General features: G+C 61.8%; 18 protein-coding genes and 1 riboswitch. Of the genes, 6 read left to right on the forward strand and 12 right to left on the reverse strand.

The window, feature by feature from the left end; genetic code table 11:
• Positions 1–21: 21 nt before the first annotated feature.
• Positions 22–1,452, forward strand: a complete 1,431-nt coding sequence (locus AAHB08_RS17625) for a gamma-aminobutyraldehyde dehydrogenase (protein WP_342059647.1) — start codon at positions 22–24, stop codon at positions 1,450–1,452.
• Between the two features lie 75 nt (positions 1,453–1,527).
• Here AAHB08_RS17625 and cyoE read toward each other — a convergent pair whose 3' ends face one another.
• The 4 genes from cyoE to AAHB08_RS17645 form a co-directional block, all read right to left on the reverse strand.
• Positions 1,528–2,433 (reverse strand): heme o synthase, encoded by a 906-nt coding sequence (gene cyoE / locus AAHB08_RS17630; protein ID WP_342059648.1) that lies wholly within the window; start codon positions 2,431–2,433, stop codon positions 1,528–1,530.
• Positions 2,430–3,446, reverse strand: coding sequence for a COX15/CtaA family protein (locus AAHB08_RS17635; protein ID WP_342059649.1), 1,017 nt, complete (start codon positions 3,444–3,446; stop codon positions 2,430–2,432). Before AAHB08_RS17635 ends, cyoE begins: the two co-directional genes overlap by 4 nt.
• A 70-nt stretch (positions 3,447–3,516) precedes the next feature.
• Positions 3,517–4,005, reverse strand: a complete 489-nt coding sequence (locus AAHB08_RS17640; RefSeq protein WP_182786593.1) for a hypothetical protein — start codon at positions 4,003–4,005, stop codon at positions 3,517–3,519.
• Complete coding sequence (locus AAHB08_RS17645; protein ID WP_342059650.1) at positions 4,002–4,664, reverse strand: SURF1 family protein; 663 nt, start codon at positions 4,662–4,664, stop codon at positions 4,002–4,004. Before AAHB08_RS17645 ends, AAHB08_RS17640 begins: the two co-directional genes overlap by 4 nt.
• 81 nt (positions 4,665–4,745) lie before the next feature.
• Here AAHB08_RS17645 and AAHB08_RS17650 point away from each other — a divergent pair, with 81 nt between their 5' ends.
• Positions 4,746–4,952: a DUF2909 family protein gene (locus tag AAHB08_RS17650; RefSeq protein ID WP_005330432.1), complete on the forward strand. Its 207-nt coding sequence runs from the start codon at positions 4,746–4,748 to the stop codon at positions 4,950–4,952.
• 8 nt (positions 4,953–4,960) lie between these two features.
• On the opposite strand, the gene AAHB08_RS17655 is transcribed toward AAHB08_RS17650, so the two are convergent.
• The 6 genes from AAHB08_RS17655 to AAHB08_RS17680 form a co-directional block, all read right to left on the reverse strand.
• Positions 4,961–5,842 (reverse strand): cytochrome c oxidase subunit 3, encoded by an 882-nt coding sequence (locus AAHB08_RS17655; RefSeq protein WP_342059651.1) that lies wholly within the window; start codon positions 5,840–5,842, stop codon positions 4,961–4,963.
• 2 nt (positions 5,843–5,844) lie between these two features.
• Positions 5,845–6,399 (reverse strand): cytochrome c oxidase assembly protein, encoded by a 555-nt coding sequence (locus AAHB08_RS17660; RefSeq protein ID WP_005330440.1) that lies wholly within the window; start codon positions 6,397–6,399, stop codon positions 5,845–5,847.
• 9 nt (positions 6,400–6,408) lie between these two features.
• Positions 6,409–7,995, reverse strand: a complete 1,587-nt coding sequence (gene ctaD / locus AAHB08_RS17665) for a cytochrome c oxidase subunit I (RefSeq protein ID WP_139433907.1) — start codon at positions 7,993–7,995, stop codon at positions 6,409–6,411.
• A 9-nt stretch (positions 7,996–8,004) separates the two neighbouring features.
• Positions 8,005–9,165, reverse strand: a complete 1,161-nt coding sequence (coxB, locus tag AAHB08_RS17670; protein ID WP_446699542.1) for a cytochrome c oxidase subunit II — start codon at positions 9,163–9,165, stop codon at positions 8,005–8,007.
• A 369-nt stretch (positions 9,166–9,534) separates the two neighbouring features.
• A complete protein-coding gene (locus AAHB08_RS17675; protein ID WP_342059652.1) occupies positions 9,535–11,607 on the reverse strand; it encodes a tRNA(Met) cytidine acetyltransferase TmcA in 2,073 nt (690 codons plus the stop codon).
• Positions 11,604–11,918 (reverse strand): HlyU family transcriptional regulator, encoded by a 315-nt coding sequence (locus AAHB08_RS17680; RefSeq protein WP_202047302.1) that lies wholly within the window; start codon positions 11,916–11,918, stop codon positions 11,604–11,606. Before AAHB08_RS17680 ends, AAHB08_RS17675 begins: the two co-directional genes overlap by 4 nt.
• Before the next feature lie 139 nt (positions 11,919–12,057).
• On the opposite strand from AAHB08_RS17680, the gene AAHB08_RS17685 reads away from it, so the two are divergent.
• The 3 genes from AAHB08_RS17685 to AAHB08_RS17695 all read left to right on the forward strand — a co-directional run bounded on the left by AAHB08_RS17685 (position 12,058) and on the right by AAHB08_RS17695 (position 13,661).
• A complete protein-coding gene (locus tag AAHB08_RS17685) occupies positions 12,058–12,264 on the forward strand; it encodes a bacterioferritin-associated ferredoxin (protein WP_139433903.1) in 207 nt (68 codons plus the stop codon).
• Positions 12,265–12,406: 142 nt separating this feature from the next.
• Complete coding sequence (gene bfr, locus AAHB08_RS17690; RefSeq protein ID WP_139433902.1) at positions 12,407–12,886, forward strand: bacterioferritin; 480 nt, start codon at positions 12,407–12,409, stop codon at positions 12,884–12,886.
• Positions 12,887–13,202: 316 nt separating this feature from the next.
• Complete coding sequence (locus tag AAHB08_RS17695; RefSeq protein WP_162519091.1) at positions 13,203–13,661, forward strand: methylglyoxal synthase; 459 nt, start codon at positions 13,203–13,205, stop codon at positions 13,659–13,661.
• A 63-nt stretch (positions 13,662–13,724) separates the two neighbouring features.
• Here AAHB08_RS17695 and AAHB08_RS17700 read toward each other — a convergent pair whose 3' ends face one another.
• Complete coding sequence (locus tag AAHB08_RS17700) at positions 13,725–14,312, reverse strand: superinfection exclusion B family protein (RefSeq protein WP_025328396.1); 588 nt, start codon at positions 14,310–14,312, stop codon at positions 13,725–13,727.
• Positions 14,313–14,516: 204 nt separating this feature from the next.
• Positions 14,517–14,624, forward strand: a riboswitch (yybP-ykoY riboswitch).
• Positions 14,625–14,712: 88 nt separating this feature from the next.
• On the opposite strand from AAHB08_RS17700, the gene AAHB08_RS17705 reads away from it, so the two are divergent.
• Positions 14,713–15,699, forward strand: a complete 987-nt coding sequence (locus AAHB08_RS17705) for a sodium:calcium antiporter (protein WP_342059653.1) — start codon at positions 14,713–14,715, stop codon at positions 15,697–15,699.
• A 95-nt stretch (positions 15,700–15,794) separates the two neighbouring features.
• Here AAHB08_RS17705 and ansB read toward each other — a convergent pair whose 3' ends face one another.
• Positions 15,795–16,853 carry an L-asparaginase 2 gene (ansB, locus tag AAHB08_RS17710; RefSeq protein WP_342059654.1) on the reverse strand — a complete coding sequence of 353 codons (1,059 nt, stop codon included), beginning with the start codon at positions 16,851–16,853 and terminating at the stop codon, positions 15,795–15,797.
• Positions 16,854–16,913: the final 60 nt, after the last annotated feature.

Here is a 16,913-nt window from a genome sequence, read left to right on the forward strand (position 1 = left end):
CGCCTGCGCAAGGATGCAACCATGAAATTCTCTACCCAACTCTTGATCGACGGCCAGTTCGTCACCGGTGACGGCCAGGCCGAGCCCATCCTCAACCCCGCCACCGGCGAGCTCATAGCCTCCGTGCCCGAAGCGTCGTTCGAGCAGGTGAACCGAGCGGTCAACGGTGCCCAGCGCGCCTTCGCCCAGTGGAGCCGCACCACCCCGGCAAGCCGCAGCACCCTGCTGCTGCGCCTGGCCGATGCCATCGAGCGCCATGCCGAGGAGTTCGCGGCGCTCGAGTCCCTCAACTGCGGCAAGCCCTATCTGGCGGTGCTCAATGACGAGCTGCCGGCTGTGGTGGACTGCTTCCGCTTCTTCGCCGGAGCGGCCCGCTGCCTGCAGGGACCGCTGGCGGGGGAGTACATAGAGGGACACACCAGCATGATCCGTCGCGATCCCATAGGGGTGGTGGGCAGCATAGCCCCCTGGAACTACCCCCTGATGATGGCGGCCTGGAAGATGGCCCCCGTGCTGGCGGCAGGCAATACAGTGGTGCTCAAGCCCTCGGAGCAGACCCCGCTCACCGCCCTGCGCCTGGCCGAGCTCGCCAGCGAGCTCTTCCCGCGCGGCGTCATCAACATCGTCTGCGGCCGGGGCGAGAGCGTGGGGGCGCCGCTGGTGGAGCACCCGCTGGTGCGCATGGTGTCGCTGACCGGTGACATCGCCACCGGCCAGAAGATACTGCAGAGCGCCGCCCGCACCATGAAGCGCACCCACCTTGAGCTGGGGGGCAAGGCGCCCGTCATCATCTTCGACGATGCGGATCTGGAAGCCGTGGTGGCGGGCATTCGCACCTTCGGCTTCTACAACGCAGGGCAAGACTGCACCGCCGCCTGCCGCATCTATGCCCAGGGCAAGATCTACGACAAGTTCGTCGCCGCCATGACGGAGGCGGTGGCCTCCATCAAGGTGGGGAGCCAGCGCGAGGAGGGGGTGGAGATGGGACCGCTCATCTCGGACCGCCAGCGCAACCGGGTCGCCAGCTTCGTGGAGCGTGCCCAGAGCAGCGGCCATGTTGAGGTGACCACAGGCGGCAAGATCCGCGCCGGCAACGGCTTCTTCTTCGAGCCGACCCTGATAGCCCATGCCCGCCAGGAGGATGAGATCGTGCGCCGGGAGGTGTTCGGCCCCGTGGTGTCGGTGACCCGCTTTGGCGACGCCGAACAGGTGGTGCAGTGGGCCAACGATTCGGACTACGGCCTCGCCTCCTCGGTCTGGACCCGGGATCTGAGTCTGGCGAGCAAAGTGGCCAGCCACCTGCAATATGGCTGCACCTGGATCAACACCCACTTCATGCTCACCTCGGAGATGCCCCACGGCGGCATGAAGATGTCCGGCTACGGCAAGGATCTCTCCCTCTACGCGCTGGAGGATTACACTGTACCGCGCCACATCATGGTCAAGCTCTGAACATGATTCAGGCTGGCCCCGGGGCCAGCCTGAATGCGTAAACAACGACCCAAATCCCCCGCCAGATACCTCCTCCTACGACAACCGCCACAGCCAGTGGTGATCCAGAACAAGCAGACCGAACAGCAACATCAGGTGATAGATGGAGAAGCGGAAGGTGCGCATCGCCTGACCGGGGCGCTCCGAATACTTCAGCAACCAGCCATGCCAGCAGAACCCGAGGTTCAGCGCCAGACTGCCGATCAGATAGAGCAGCCCGGACATGCCGATCAGGTAGGGCAGCAGGCAGACCAGGGTCAGGATCAGCAGATAGAGCAGGATGGCCGTCTTGGTGAACGCTATGCCGTGGGTGACGGGCAGCATGGGAATGTTCGCACCGGCATACTCGTCACGCCGGTGGATGGCCAGGGACCAGAAGTGGGGCGGCGTCCAGGTAAAGATGATCATCACCAGCAGCCAGGGTTCGGCCGAGAGCCCTCCTGTGATGCTGGTCCAGCCCAGCAACGGTGGCATGGCGCCCGCCAGCCCGCCGATCACGATGTTCTGTGGCGTGGCCCGTTTAAGCAGCAGGGTATAGACGACCGCATAGCCAAACAGGCTGGCCAGGGTCAGCCAGGCGGTCAGGGGATTCACACCCCGATAGAGCAGGACGAAGCCCATCAACGCCAGCCAGAGTGCAAACGCCATCGCAGACTTGGGCCCGATCCGCCCCATGGCGACCGGTCGCCAGCGCGTTCTGCGCATCTGGGCATCGATGCCGTGATCCAGAGAGTGGTTCATGGCCGCCGCCCCGGCCGCCAGCAGCCCTATCCCCGCCAGCCCCAGCACCATCTCGTCCAGGGAGCCCTGGGTCGGCTCGGCCAGCAGCATGCCGACCCAGGCGGTCAGCAACAGCAAGGCCACCACCTTGGGCTTGGTCAGCTGGTAGTAGTCCCGCAGCAGCCGGGTGTCGATGAAGCGGGCCAAGGGCTTGCTGTTCATGTCTGACTCCTGATCGCCTCAGGCGACAGCGAAGGGGAAAGCCGGGGGCGGGAGAGTCGCCCACGGGCCAGCACACAACACACCAGCAGGTGCGCCGCCACCAGGTTGTGTGCGAGGGCGTTGGCCAACGGCAGGGCCAGGTGGACATTCGCCAGCCCCAAGGCAATTTGCACGAGCAGCAGGGCCAGCAAGAGCCCCCCCAGGAAGCGCAACGGGGCCCCCTGACGGATCAGGGCGAGGGCAAAGCCCCCCACCAGCAGGGCGGTGGCAAGGGCTCCCAGACGATGGGCGATATGGATGGTCTGGCGCGCCTCCTTGCTCAGCACCCCGAACTCATAGCTGGCGTGGCCGAGCGGCAGATGAAAGGCCTCCTCCCAGTTCAACTGCGCCTGCCAGCCCCCCTGGCAGAGAGGCAGCTCGACGCAGGTCATGGCCGCATAGTTCGCCGACGTCCAGCCCCCCAGCGCTATCTGCAGCAGCAGCACGCCGCAGGCCGCATTGCCCAGCCAGGGCAAGCCCTGACCGCGGCAGACGGGCGCGTTCGCGGGGGAGCGCGCAAGCTCGACCCGATAGAGCCAGAGCAGGGTCAGGATGGCGAACCCACCCAGCAGATGGGTGGTCACCACCAGAGGGTGCAGCGCCAGCGTCACCGTCCACATGCCCAGCGCCGCCTGCCCAACCACCAGCACCAGCAAGGCCCCCGAGAGGTGACGCAGACGACCGCCAGCGCGCCAGCTCAGCACGAACAGCAACACAATCACACAACCCAGCACACCGGCGAAGTAGCGGTGCACCATCTCGCTGCGCGCCTTGTGAGGCTCCAGCGGCGTATCCGGGTAGAGCTGGGCCGCCCGCTCCATATGCACGGATTGGGGGACGGCCATGGAGCCGTAACAACCGGGCCAATCGGGGCAGGCCAGCCCGGCATCCGTCAGCCGGGTATAGGCACCGAGCACGATGACCAACACCGCCAGTGCGATGGCGATCGATGCCAGCCTCTTCTGTATATTCATACGCCCCCCTGCTGACGCTTGTACCCGGATGATGACAACAGGACACACGACACTGGCCTCAGGTGCGTGTTCATTGCACACCTCGCTGATACTTGAGCAGTTGCTGCAGATCCGACAGCACGGCCTTGCCAAGCAGCGGCCACGCCGCCGTGCTGGCCGGAACCTCGTAGCGCAGGATGGCCAGCCCTTGCGAGTCCACCAGCATCATATCGCCCGCCCGCACGGCTCCGTTCGCCCCGCGCGGCGGCGCATCGACCAGTTGCACCAGATCCAGCTTGTCCAGATTGCGGCCAAGGGCGCTTTGGATCCGCGACATCAACTCGGGCACCTGCTGGCATTGCGCCTCACAACGCCGGGCGGCCAGATAGACCAGTCGCCATTGGTTCTGATGGGGCGGGAGCGGCTGCAACAGATAGACCTCCTGATCCAACCAGGCCCCCTTGTTGCGAGTACCGGGTTCATACCAGCCCTGCCTCAGGGTCAGCGCAGCCAGTACCACAGGCAGCAGTATCACCAGCCCAAAGAGGACAGGCACCTTCCATCTTGACCATGAGTTCATGGGGACAACCTCCTTGTCAGCACCAGGCCCCCCACCAGCATCACCAGCGCCAGCCCAAGCCATTGCACTGCATATGCCCTGTGCTTCTCGGGCGGCATGACATTCGGCTGATAGTGGTGGAGGAAGGGAGTCTGCCTTTGATAAAAAACGGCGTCAGCGAGGGGCGCGCCGAGGATCTCGCTCAGGGCATCCACCCTGATGGACTGCAGCCGGTTAGGATAGGGGCCGGACTCGATGTTCTGACCCAGCAAGACGCCGCTGGGGGCCGTGCGCAGCAGACCGTCGAGCTCCAGAGTTGTCGGGATGACGGGACTTGGCAGTTGCTGCCGGCTGGCGGGTGCAGGCACCCAGCCCAGATTGACCAGCAGCAGGGGACGGGCATCACCGGCGCGTACCGGTATGATGACGTCGTAACCGATCTCGCCCGCCACCGCCTGGTTGTCCAGCAACCAGACATGAGGGGACACCCATTCGACCTCCCCTCCCAGTGACAGGCCATCCAGTGACTCAAGGTTACGCCAGTCGATCCGGGCAAGCGTCATTGGCGCCACCTGCTGCGCCACTGCCATCCGTCCCAGCCAGGCCTCTTTCTCCATCCCCCGCTGCCACTGCCAGAGCGACAGCTTGCACAAACCCGCAGTCACAACCAGAGTGAACATCAGTACGATCCAGCGCCTGTGATGCCATGGTCGCTGCTTATCCCATGTAGCCATGTCACGCATATAACGGAGGGCTCCAACATGTTGATCAAGATAGTGCTGGTACTGATGCTGTTGCTCATCATTGGGCAGCTGTTTCATGCCCTCTGGCTGATGATGACCACGGGTCATCCCCAGAAGATGTCCGCCCCGCTGGGGCGTCGGGTGTTCTTTTCCCTGCTGGTGGTCGTCATCCTGCTGCTCTCCCTGATGATGGGCTGGCTGGAGCCCAACCCGCGCCCTTACTGATCCCGGCCTCAGAGCAGGTAGACGAACACGAAGAGGCAGAGCCAGACCACGTCGACGAAGTGCCAGTACCAGGCCGCGGCCTGGAAGGCGAAGTGGCGCTCGGCGGTGAAGTGATCCTTCAGCACTATCCGCAGCCATATGATCAGCAGGAACACTGTCCCCAGGGTGACATGCAGGCCATGGAATCCGGTCAGGATGAAGAAGGTATTGCCGTAGATGCCGGAGTCCAGTCGCAGCCCCAGATCCCGGTACGCATGCAGGTATTCATAGCCTTGCAGCCAGAGGAACGCCAACCCGAGCAGCACGGTCACAAGCAGCATCCCCTTGAGACGACTGCGCTTTCCATTCTCCAACCCGGTATGAGCAAACAGCAGGGTGACGGAGGATCCGAGCAGGATCAGGGTATTGATGAGGGGGATACCGTGCCAGGGCATGGCCTGGGTCGTGGTCCCTCCCGGGGTCTTGACCATGGGCCAGTGCGCCGAGAAATCCGGCCACAGCAACTGGGCCGTCATCGCCTTGTTGCCCGCGCCGTCCAGCCAGGGCATGGCAAGCTGGCGGGCATAGAAAAGCACTCCAAAGAAGGCCAGGAAGAACATCACCTCGGAGAAGATGAACCAGACCATGCCTTGCCGGAAGGAGCGATCCATCTGGGCGCTGTAGAGCCCGGTCATGGACTCCTGGATGATGTGACGAAACCAGCCAAACAACATGAAGACCAGCAAGGCAACGCCAGCCATCATCAAATACCGGCCGGCCCCGGCCTGCTTGCTCGCCACCTCATTGACCAGATGCCCTGCCCCGAAAGCCAGGAAAAACAGGGCCACGGCCCCTATGATGGGCCAGCGACTCTGGTAAGGGACATAATACGTCTGGTTCACTTTAGCCATGATTATTTCCTCTGCGCCAGCGTCGGGGCTGGGGTGGACTGAGTGATCTCATAGAGTGAATAGGAGAGCGTGATGGTGTTTATGTTGTCGGGCAAATCGGGGTCGACATAAAACTTGAGCGGCATCAGCTTGCTCTCCCCCGCCTGCAACTCCTGACGGTTGAAGCAAAAGCACTCCACTTTCTTCAAATAGGCGGCGGCGGGACCGGGCGAGACTGACGGCACCGCCTGACCAATCATGGTGCGATCGGTGGGATTGAACACCCGATAATTGACCAGTTTCATTTCGCCCGGGCGCACCGACAACCGCGCCGTTTCGCCGCTGAACTGCCACGGCATCCGGGTGTCCGCATGGGCAAGGAACTCGATCTGGATGGTCCGTTTGCTGTCGATCACTGCCCGCTCGGTCGTGGCCGGCTGTACGGCGGTCTTGCCGTTGAGACCGGTGATCCTGCAAAAAACGTCATACAGCGGCACCAGTGCAAAGGCGAACCCGAACATGACAAGCACCACCAGGGCCAGCTTTCTGAGCAGGGGACCGTGATTGACCTGAGCCATATGACCTCCTTACCGCACCTCTGGCGGGGTCTTGAAGCTGTGGTAGGGAGGGGGGGATGAGAGCGTCCACTCCAGCCCCTCCGCCCCTTCCCATACCTGATTGCTCGCCTGCTGCCCCCCTCTGATGCACTTGATCACCCCCCAGACGAACAGCAACTGCGACAACCCGAAGGCGAAGCCGCCGAGACTGATCAGCATGTTGAAGTCGGCAAACTGCAGCGCGTAATCCGGAATGCGACGGGGCATGCCCGCCAGACCGACGAAATGCATGGGGAAGAAGAGCACATTGACCGAAATGAGCGAGCACCAGAAATGCCACTGCCCGAGTCGCTCGTCATACATGTGCCCCGTCCATTTGGGCAGCCAGTAATAGGCGGCGGCCAGGATCGAGAAGACGGCGCCGGTGACCAGCACATAATGGAAATGGGCCACGACAAAATAGGTATCGTGATATTGGAAGTCGGCCGGGATCATCGCCAGCATCAACCCCGAGAAGCCACCTATGGTGAACAGGGTGATGAAGGCGATGGCGAACAGCATGGGGGTCTCGAACGTCAGGGAGCCCCGCCACATGGTGGCAACCCAGTTGAATACCTTCACCCCGGTCGGCACCGCGATCAGCATGGTGGCGTACATGAAGAACAGCTCGGCGACCACCGGCAACCCAGTGGTAAACATGTGGTGAGCCCAGACCATGAAGGAGAGCAAGGCGATGCTGCTGGTGGCATAGACCATGGAGCGATAGCCAAACAGTTTCTTGCGGGAGAAGGTGGGAATGATGCTGGAGACGATGCCAAAGGCCGGCAGTATCATGATGTACACCTCAGGGTGGCCGAAGAACCAGAAGATGTGCTGGAACAGCACAGGATCCCCTCCTCCGGCCGCATCGAAGAAGCTGGTCCCGAAATACTTGTCCGTCAGCACCATGGTCACCGCCGCCGCCAGGACCGGCATGACCGCGATGAGCAGGAAGGCCGTGATAAGCCAGGTCCAGACAAACAGCGGCATCTTCATCCAGCCCATGCCCGGCGCCCGCAGGTTGAAGATGGTAACGATGACGTTGATGGCACCCATGATGGAGGAGATACCCATGATGTGGATGGCGAAGACGAACAGCGCCGTGCTGTTGCCGCTGTACTTGGTGGACAGGGGGGCATAGAAGGTCCAGCCCGAGCTGGGGCCACCGCCCTCCATGAACAGGCTCGACAGCAGGATCAGAAACGCAAACGGCAGGATCCAGAAGCTCCAGTTGTTCATCCGGGGCAGCGCCATGTCCGGGGCCCCGATCATGATGGGGATCAGCCAGTTGGCGAGACCGGTGAAGGCCGGCATCACGGCGCCAAAGACCATGATGAGGCCATGTACCGTGGTCATCTGGTTGAAGAACAGGGGCTCGACCAGTTGCAGACCGGGCTGGAACAGCTCGGCCCGAATGACCATGGCCATGGCGCCACCGGTGAAGAACATGGTCAGGGCGAACAGCAGATAGAGAGTGCCGATATCTTTGTGATTCGTGGTGTATAGCCAGCGTTTCAGGCCCGATGCAGGTTGGTGGGCGTGCTCGCTGTGCAGGGTATCCGTGATTCCATCACTCATGCTGGCGCCTCACTTGTCCTTGTTTGGTTCGACTGGGTTCAGAAGGGACTGCACCTCTGCAGCCTGAATGACATCACCGGTCTTGTTGTCCCAGGCATTGCGCTCGTATGTCACGACGGCGGCGAGCTCCTGCGCCGTCAGCTGCTTGCCGAAGGGCTGCATCGCAGTCCCGCTCTTGCCATGCAGGACTATGTCCAGGTGCTGGGCCCTGTGTTCTGGCAGCGTCGCCACCTTGCTGCCCTTGAGGGCCGGGAAGATGCCGGGCAAACCCGTACCCGCGGGCTGATGGCAGGCGGCGCAATGTCCCAGGAACACCTTCTCACCCAGCTCCATGGCCTGCGGCAGCGTCATGGTCTGGCTGGCCAGGTCTTGCTGCTGGGCCTTGGCTGCCGCCTGATCTGCCGCTGTCTTTGCGATCCAGCCATCGAACTCCCCGGCCGGCTTGGCCACCACCACTATGGGCATGAAGCCGTGGTCTTTGCCGCACAGCTCGGCACACTGCCCCCGGTAGGTGCCAGCCTTGTCGATGCGGGTCCAGGATTCGTTGATGTAACCGGGATTGGCATCTTTCTTCACCGCGAAGGCGGGCACCCACCAGGAATGAATTACATCGTCCGAGGTCATCAGGAATCGGATCTTCTTGCCGACGGGCAACACCAGAGGCTGATCCACTTCCAGCAAATAGGTGCCGCTCTTGGGTTCGTCGCCCGAGATCTGCTTCTTGCTGGTCGCCAGCAAGGAGTAAAACTCCACCGGATGCTCGAGGTATTTGTAATGCCATTTCCATTGCGAGCCCGTGATGAGCACGGTGAGATCGGCTTTGGAGGTATCCTCCATCTTCAGCAGAGTCGAGGTCGCCGGTGCCGCCATCGCGACCAGGATCAGCACCGGGATGGCCGTCCATAGCAGCTCGATGCGGGTGCTCTCGTGGAATTGGGCGGCCTTGGCGCCGCGAGACTTTCTGTGGTGGACGATGGACCAGAGCATGGCCCCGAAGACGATAAGGCCAATGGCACAGCAGATATAGAAGATCGTCATATGCAGGTCATACACCTGCTGGCTGATGGCGGTCGCCCCGCGTGTCATGTTGAATGTGATGTCGTTGGCGGAAACACTGTTGCTGGCGAGCCACACCATCCATGCGCCATGGTTGATTGCATTTTTTCCCACATTGCACTCCCTGTGCACGTTAGAAAAGATGGCAAGCATTGACAGCTTGAAAGCTAACCATCTGAAAATAATGCATTTATTAAACGTTCAGTCACACTCAAGTATTAGTCCATATTCTGAAAAAACCAAAGTGGTGCCGGCCGACGAGGGACTCATCAGAGCAGTTGGCATCCTATCCGGGGTAAACGATGAGGGGGGCGGTGGCGGCCATTGCCCCATGACATAGCCCTGAACGGCGCAATCACAGAACATATCCGGTAGCGAGCGGCGTGGGCCGCGCGACAAAAGAGAAGGGGCCACACTGGCCCCTTGTTCTTATATGGCGAGCGCAGGTGTCATCTCGCACCGCCGCGGCCATGTCGTCCGTCGTCAGGTCATGGGCGCCTGTTTGTCCAACAGCCGGGCCAGCAGGCTGCGCAGCCGCTTGATCACTGCAGGCTTGCCGGCAACCCCCAACGTCTTTGCCAGCTCGGCCCAGGGCACATACTGCCAGATGGGGGCGATCAGCAGCCGACGCTCGTCGGGAAACAGTTCATCCAGCACAGTCAACCGACTGGCCAGCCAGCGTTGCAGGCTGGCTTGGCACAACTCGAACGGCTTGTGATGATGGGCAAAGCAGTCGAGCTCCTGATACTCGAACTCATCCAGTGCGGGCGCCTCTGCGGCCACGTCACCTCTCAGACATAGCCAGACCAGTTCAGGCTCCAGCCCCTTGAGCTCTCCTGCCAGCAGGGTGGGCAACTGGCTCACGAAGCGCCGTCGCCATTGAGCCAGTTCCGGATCGAGCTCCACTTTCAGCGGTTTGAGCAACAAGGCCGCATGGCTGCCGCTGGCTGCATCCCGCTGCAGGCCGATGCGCAATACCGTCAAGCCCCCCTTAAGCCAGAATGGCAGCAGATCGGGACTCGCAGAAAAGGCTGACCCCAGATAGTCGTATCCCTGCGCGCGGTAGTGTGTTTCCAGCTGCGCCAGCAGCAAAGAACCCAGTCCCAGGCGATGCAGGGCAGGATGAATGGCGATGCGCATCACCCTGGCATAGGTGCGCTCCCCAGCCGTGATGAAGCCGGCGTGTGCCAGCAGCGACTGGGGCAGCAGATGACCACGGGGGCGTCTTCGCCCAGCCCAGATGTCATGAGCCAGCGCAGGCGCTATGTTCCCTTCCCGGGCCACCAGGGCAACACCGAGCAGCTCCCTCTCCTGCTCCAGCAAGTGGATGTCGAGATCCGGGCTCTCCAGCAAATACCGCAGATCGCTGGGGCTGGTCTGATAATGGGCCAGTACGAGCAGGCCGAACACCCGATTGAGCAGCGCCTCATCCCCGGCCAGCGCCTCCTGCGCCAGCCGTCGCCAGCTCGGTGTCTTCGGAGGTTGAGGTGCCACTATGTCGGCATTGAGGCCGAGCAGCCGGAAGATCAGCGGTTCCAGCGGATCATGCCGGCTCCAGCGGATGGGTTCCGCCAGATGCAGCTCCTGCCAATCCGGGGTCTGCCTATCGAGCACCCGCTTGAAACGCAGATGAAAGCCACGCCCCGTCCCCTCATAGCCGTGCTCGGTGGTAGCGAACACTATGCGGCTGTGATGGGCCAGGATGGCCTCCAGCAGTGGGGTTGGAATGGCGGCAGCCTCATCCACCAGCAGCAGATCCGCTTGCACATCCCCTTGAGCGACTCGGTCTGGCGACACATAGGTCAGTCCCGCCAGCCGCTCAGGCGTGTCTGCCAGCGCCGCCGAGGCATGGGCAAAGAGCGTGGCGACGGTCGCCTGGGCGGGTGCCGTCACCACTATCTGCAGGCCGGGATCCTGACGCAGCAGATCGGCGCTGGCCAGACCCAGCAGCGCACTCTTGCCGCGGCCACGATCCGCGCTCAGCACCAGCGGACGACGGCGATGACCATGCAACACCTTGTGAATGGCCGGCAGCGCACGGGCTTGATCAACACTGAGTGGCCGGCTTGCGTCAAGAGGACGCCAGGGCTCGCCGCCGGCGGGAGGACTCAAGGAGAGGGCAGGATCCCCTGTCAGCAGCCGCACCAGGCGGGCGATAAAACCATGGCCCGCCAGCTTGGCATCCTCAGGCTGGGCGACCAGTCGCAACCTGTCCGGATCCGGGTAGACTGGCCACGCCGCTCTGGGAGGCGTCAGCAACAGCAGCAGACCACCGGCGCGCAGCGTGCCCGCCAGGGCGCCGAAGGCATCGGGATGAAAGCCGCTGAAGGCGTTGAACACCAGGGTATCGCACTCCTGACCGAGCCGTTGTAGCGCCTTGGCAGCGGGCAGTGGCTTATGGCGTTCGGGGCCATCTCCCAGCCAGAAGACAGCCTCCCCCAGCAAGGGTTCGGCGCGGGTGATGCAATCGGCTTCGAACCCTTCCAGCCAGATAAGGCGACGCTCACCGGCGTGAGCGAGAGCCTGGCGCAGCAGATCCACCTCGGCAGGGATCATGAGGCTGAACTGTCGTCCGGCTTCACCCGAGGCTCAAACATGCGCTCCCCCATCTGATCGATGAAGGTATGGGCTTTTTGCACCATGAAGCGCTCGGCGTCGGCTGGGTTGGCGAACAGATCGGAGCGGATGAAGCGATGAGTCTGTAATTGCCCGTCGATCTCCCTGGTGATGCGACCGGCCAGCCTATACTGCCCCCCTTCCGCCATGGGTTCGGGATAGATGAGATAGCCGGCGTATTCGGTGGGCGTGACATCGACTATCTGGGCAGCTTGCCCCTTGAACAGGGCACTGAATAGTTTCTTGAGCATCTTGGTCTCCTCTCTGATGGTTGCATTCTCCTCAAGGGGGGAATCACTGGCAAGCAGGGGATCTTATTACCATTCGTTCTTTGCATTACGAACCATTCTCATTTAGATTTCATCTCATTCCAGCATGAGGTCCACTAATATGTACGTGTGTTTGTGCCGCGGCATCACAGATAACCAGATCCGCAAGGCGGTACAGGCAGGCAAGACCGAGTTCAGACAGCTGAAACAGTCGCTGGAAGTCGGTGCCCAATGTGGCAAGTGCGTGCGCATGGCGATGGAGATCATCGCCACCGAGATCGACAAGCTGGAGTCGGAGCAGGCGCCCCTTTATTACGAAGTGGCCTGAAGCGCCTCTTCCTGACCCCTTCACTTCATCGAGCGGATGCTCTCCCTTGCAGGGGAGCCGATTCGCCCTCTTCTTATGGTCATTTTTCTCGACTACGCTCTAGTGATCGGTGCCCTAGGCTCGAACACGAGGAGTAATGTCGATGAAAGGAGATCCCAAAATCATTGCCCACCTCAACAAGGTGCTGGCCAATGAGCTGGTTGCCATCAACCAATATTTCCTGCACGCCCGCATCTACGATGACTGGGGCCTCAAGGGGCTCGGGCACAAGGAATATCATGAGTCCATCGATGAGATGAAGCATGCCGACGAGCTAGTCAAGCGAGTGCTGTTTCTGGAAGGACTGCCCAACTTGCAGGATCTGGGCAAGCTGCGCATCGGTGAGACAGTCGAAGAGATGTTGCGCTGCGATCTGTCACTGGAAATGGATGCCATCCCCGACCTGAAAGTGGCCATCACCTATGCCGAATCCGTCCATGATTACGTCAGCCGTGACCTGTTCCAGGAGATCCTGGAAGACGAGGAGGAACACGTCGACTGGCTGGAAACCCAGCTGGACCTCATCGCTCGCATCGGCCTGGAAAATTATCAGCAATCCCAGCTTCATACCGCATCATCCTGAGTGCGGATGTCATCAAGATCTGCCCCCAACCCGCCAAGGCGGGTTTTTTCTGGGCCGCCAGCTTCAAGCCCAGGCATGAATCTGAAACATATGGGCATTACTGTCTGCCAGGCAGGTGGCCAACCGGGCGGTTTTCCCAAGTCAGCAAACCCCCTTTACGGCACGGGGCGCACCGCCGGGCTCGGTGAACGAGGCACGGCTCCAAGCCGGATTGAACCATTGCAGTGATCACAGTTACGATGCAGGGCAGAGCAGCACACGCCGCTTTCGATTAGGATACGGCCCTATTCCCATCACTTTGCTACGGATGATTTCCATGGAACTGATTGCACGTGAGATGGCGCCCCACAAGCGGGTAGCCCTGGTGGCTCACGACAACATGAAGACCCCATTGCTGAACTGGGTGCTGCGCCGCAAGGAGGAGCTCAAGCTCCACCACCTCTATGCGACCGGCACTACCGGCACCCTGCTCGGCAAGAAGGCGCAACTGCCCATCACCTGCCTCTTCTCCGGCCCCATGGGGGGCGATCAGCAGCTCGGCGCCCTCATCGCCGAAGGGAAGATCGACGTGATGATCTTCTTCTGGGATCCCCTCAATCCCGCGGCGCACGATCCGGATGTCAAGGCTCTGCTGCGCCTCGCGGCGGTCTGGAACATCCCGGTCGCCACCAATGAAGCGACGGCGGACTTCATCATGGACAGCCCGCACATGCAGCAGGCATTCAGCGTACAGGTACCCGACTACGCCGGTTATCTCAAGGCAAGAACCGAGTAGCCCCAACCAGATAACAAAGAGCCGGACAGTGTCCGGCTCTTTCGTTTGAAGGATGGTGGCGGCTCAGCGCTGGAAGCTCTTCTGGGCAAACTTGGGTCTGGCATTCATGATCTGCTCCACCTGCTCGTCGCTCATCTTGCCGCGCGACAGCCCCAGCACCTTGTAGGTCAGCAGCGGCCGTGCCGGCAGCGCAATCATCAGGGCGCGGATCTGGTTTTCGTCCTCTTTCTCTCGCACCGGCTTGCCATAGGCATAGGTCAGCACACCGGCATCCATCAGGTTTTTGACGGCAGGCTCGGTGATCGGCAGGTTTATGACGCTTTTCCGTTGTAGCACGAACTCGCGCAGCACCGCCTTCTCGTTGAAGTCCAGGAAGCCAATCATCTGGGCCAGTTGATCCTGCTGACGGCGGGACTGCCACTCGTCACAGGCCCATTCCCAGGCGATCAGGAAACCCTGGCTGCAGAAGTAGGAGATGGCGATCAGCATGCCGACCCCCAGCCAGGCGGCGTGAGCCGTGGCCCACTGACTGACGGCGCCTTTCATCAGCCCGGCCGGGAACAGCAATATGATGCTGCAGCAGAGCAGCAGCCAGACCATTAGCCAGTTGAGGCGATTCAGCTGGTAAAAATGTTGGATCCACCGTTTCATCGTTCACCCTTCCCAAGTCAATGTGGACAGTAGTCAACTCATAGCAATCCCTGTGCCAAGGCGAGGATCCTGTGGGCGGGATCCGGATCCTGGCGAGCAGAGCTGATGGGGTTGGTCGCTGGCCAGGTTACATCCCCTTACAAGTTGCCGGGGGGATGAGCCGCCATTTTCCTTGTGGGGTGACCCGTCTCTTGGTAAAAACCCCGCACTGTCATTGGGGAGTAGCAACCCGCCCATGATCCGGGCCGGGCTCATGTCAACATTCTTGGATCTGCCGATCCATGGCATGGGCGGCGATAGCATCTATCGCTCTGCAAGACCTTTGGCCTCGATACGCAAGCCAGCCGGGCGAGCCGTATCGGGTCCATCGGTTGTTCTGCTCGCCTGGCGGTTGCCCATTATGTTGATCACCCTGCTGTTATTTCTGCTCTCTGCCGCCACCATCTACCTGGCCTGCGACTATTTCGTCAACGGTATCGAATGGACCGGCCATCACCTCAAGTTCTCCCAGAGCGCCACCGGCTCCCTGCTGGCGGCCCTCGGCACTGCCTTGCCCGAATGCATAGTCACCCTGAGCGCGCTGCTGATGGGGGATGCCCCCGCCCAGCAGCAGATAGGGATAGGCGCCGCCCTCGGTGGCCCGCTGGTGCTCTCCACCATAGGCTATGCCGCCGTCGGCCTGACCCTGCTGCTGTGCATGGGCCGTGAACACAGGGTCATCAATGGCGAGGTACAGCGCGAGATTGGCCGGGATCAGGCCTGGTTTATCGGCATCTTCCTGGTGGCGGTGGCCCTCGGCATGGTGGCCTTCACCGGCAAGACCTGGCTGGCCCCGCTGTTCGTGCTGGCATACCTCCTCTATGTGCGACGCGAGCTGAAACAGACCGACAGCCACGAGACCCCGTTGCCAGAGCCCCTCAAGCTGGATCCCAAGGCCGGCATCCCGGCCCTTCGCAAGGTGCTGCTACAGACCCTGGTGGCATTAGTGGTGGTCGCGCTGGCGGCGCAGCTGTTCGTTCATCAGCTGGAGAGCATGGGCGAGCTGTTCGGCCTCTCGCCCATGCTGGCGGCCCTGCTGCTGAGCCCGGTGGCGACCGAGATGCCCGAGCTGATGAACGTGCTGATCTGGGTGCGGCAGGGCAAGCATCGGCTGGCCCTGGCCAATATCTCGGGGGCCATGATGATCCAGGGCACCATTCCCAAGGCGTTCTGTCTGCTGTTCACCCCCTGGCTGCTCGACAGCACCATGCTGGTCTCCTCCCTGGTGACCCTGCTGACGGTGGCACTGCTGTGGTGGGGTTTCAGCCACGGGCGAATGACGGCGGGCAGGCTGGCCTGCGTGGGGCTGGTGTATCTGGGTTTCTGCGGCTGGCTGATGGTGAGCTGAAGGCACCTGGCATCTGAACATGGCGCCATAAGCAAGGGCAGGATCGGATCCTGCCCTTTCTTCATGGATTTAGGTTAGCGGGTTGAGCCCCGGGATCAGAACTGCTGGAACCAGCGCTGGATCTGGGCCGGATCCTTGCTCTGGGTCAGGGAGAGCATCAGCAGGATGCGCGCCTTCTGCGGGTTCAGGGTACCGGCGGCCACGAAACCGTACTTGGCGTCGTCGATCTCGGCGTCCAGGGTGGTGGCGCCGGTCGGCACGCGGGCGGAGCGCACCACCCGGATGCCGTCCTCGCTGGCCTTGGCCAGGGTGTCGAACAGGCTGTGGTAGAGGTTGCCGTTGCCCACCCCGGCGCTGACGATACCATCGAACTTGGCATCCACCATGGCCTTGGCCGGCAGATCGGTGGCGTTGGCATAGTTGTAGACGATGCCGACCTGCGGCAGCTTGTCGAGTTTGCTCACGTCAAACGGAGTCTTGCTGGTGTGCAGGCGGGCCGGGCTGCGCTGGTAGTCGATCTTGCCGTTGTGGATGTAGCCGAGCGGGCCGAAGTTGGGGGCGGCAAAGGTCTGCACCCCTGTGGTGTTGGTCTTGGTGACGTCCCGGGCGTCAAGAACGGTATCGTTCATGGCGACCATGACGCCACGGCCCTTGGAGCTGGGGTCGGAGGCGGTGACCACGGCGTTATACAGATTCAGCGGGCCGTCGGCACTCATGGCGGTGGAGGGGCGCATGGCCCCCACCAGCACCACCGGCTTGTCGCTCTTGACGGTGAGGTTGAGGAAGTAGGCGGTCTCTTCCATGGTGTCGGTGCCATGGGTGATGACGATGCCATCCACGTCATCCTTGGCCAGCAGTTCGTTGACCCGCTTGGCCAGCTTGAGCCACACCTCGTCGTTCATGTCCTGGGAGCCAATCTTGACTACCTGCTCCCCCTTCACCTCGGCCACGTTCTTCATCTCGGGCACGGCGGCGATCAGGGTCTCGATGGCCACCTTGCCCGCTTCATAGTTGGATTGGGTGGCGGACTGCCCCGCCCCGGCTATGGTGCCACCGGTCGCCAGAATATGAACCTGCGGCAGGGCCATGGCCAGGGGGGAGAGGGTCATGCCGAGGACGACGGCGAGCAGGGTCTTGCGGATAGGGTGAGTCATGCTGCAATCCTTTTGGGTTAGTTGACCGCAGCATTTTCATCCAACTTGGCTCGTTTTTAA

It is taken from the genome of Aeromonas sp. OTU364 (assembly GCF_038440395.1).
Classification (GTDB): domain Bacteria; phylum Pseudomonadota; class Gammaproteobacteria; order Enterobacterales; family Aeromonadaceae; genus Aeromonas.

Bases quoted from the DNA above. Each gene is read 5' to 3' on its own strand.
- bfr (WP_139433902.1), top strand. From the start codon at position 12,407: ATGAAAGGAGATCCCAAAATCATTGCCCACCTCAACAAGGTGCTGGCC.
- AAHB08_RS17695 (WP_162519091.1), top strand. From the start codon at position 13,203: ATGGAACTGATTGCACGTGAGATGGCGCCCCACAAGCGGGTAGCCCTG.
- AAHB08_RS17660 (WP_005330440.1), bottom strand. From the start codon at position 6,399: ATGGCTCAGGTCAATCACGGTCCCCTGCTCAGAAAGCTGGCCCTGGTG.
- AAHB08_RS17680 (WP_202047302.1), bottom strand. From the start codon at position 11,918: ATGCTCAAGAAACTATTCAGTGCCCTGTTCAAGGGGCAAGCTGCCCAG.
- AAHB08_RS17675 (WP_342059652.1), bottom strand. From the start codon at position 11,607: ATGATCCCTGCCGAGGTGGATCTGCTGCGCCAGGCTCTCGCTCACGCC.
- cyoE (WP_342059648.1), bottom strand. From the start codon at position 2,433: ATGAACAGCAAGCCCTTGGCCCGCTTCATCGACACCCGGCTGCTGCGG.
- ctaD (WP_139433907.1), bottom strand. From the start codon at position 7,995: ATGAGTGATGGAATCACGGATACCCTGCACAGCGAGCACGCCCACCAA.
- AAHB08_RS17685 (WP_139433903.1), top strand. From the start codon at position 12,058: ATGTACGTGTGTTTGTGCCGCGGCATCACAGATAACCAGATCCGCAAG.
- AAHB08_RS17650 (WP_005330432.1), top strand. From the start codon at position 4,746: ATGTTGATCAAGATAGTGCTGGTACTGATGCTGTTGCTCATCATTGGG.
- AAHB08_RS17700 (WP_025328396.1), bottom strand. From the start codon at position 14,312: ATGAAACGGTGGATCCAACATTTTTACCAGCTGAATCGCCTCAACTGG.
- AAHB08_RS17705 (WP_342059653.1), top strand. From the start codon at position 14,713: ATGTTGATCACCCTGCTGTTATTTCTGCTCTCTGCCGCCACCATCTAC.
- AAHB08_RS17655 (WP_342059651.1), bottom strand. From the start codon at position 5,842: ATGGCTAAAGTGAACCAGACGTATTATGTCCCTTACCAGAGTCGCTGG.
- AAHB08_RS17645 (WP_342059650.1), bottom strand. From the start codon at position 4,664: ATGTTCACTCTGGTTGTGACTGCGGGTTTGTGCAAGCTGTCGCTCTGG.
- AAHB08_RS17635 (WP_342059649.1), bottom strand. From the start codon at position 3,446: ATGAATATACAGAAGAGGCTGGCATCGATCGCCATCGCACTGGCGGTG.
- AAHB08_RS17640 (WP_182786593.1), bottom strand. From the start codon at position 4,005: ATGAACTCATGGTCAAGATGGAAGGTGCCTGTCCTCTTTGGGCTGGTG.
- AAHB08_RS17625 (WP_342059647.1), top strand. From the start codon at position 22: ATGAAATTCTCTACCCAACTCTTGATCGACGGCCAGTTCGTCACCGGT.
- ansB (WP_342059654.1), bottom strand. From the start codon at position 16,853: ATGACTCACCCTATCCGCAAGACCCTGCTCGCCGTCGTCCTCGGCATG.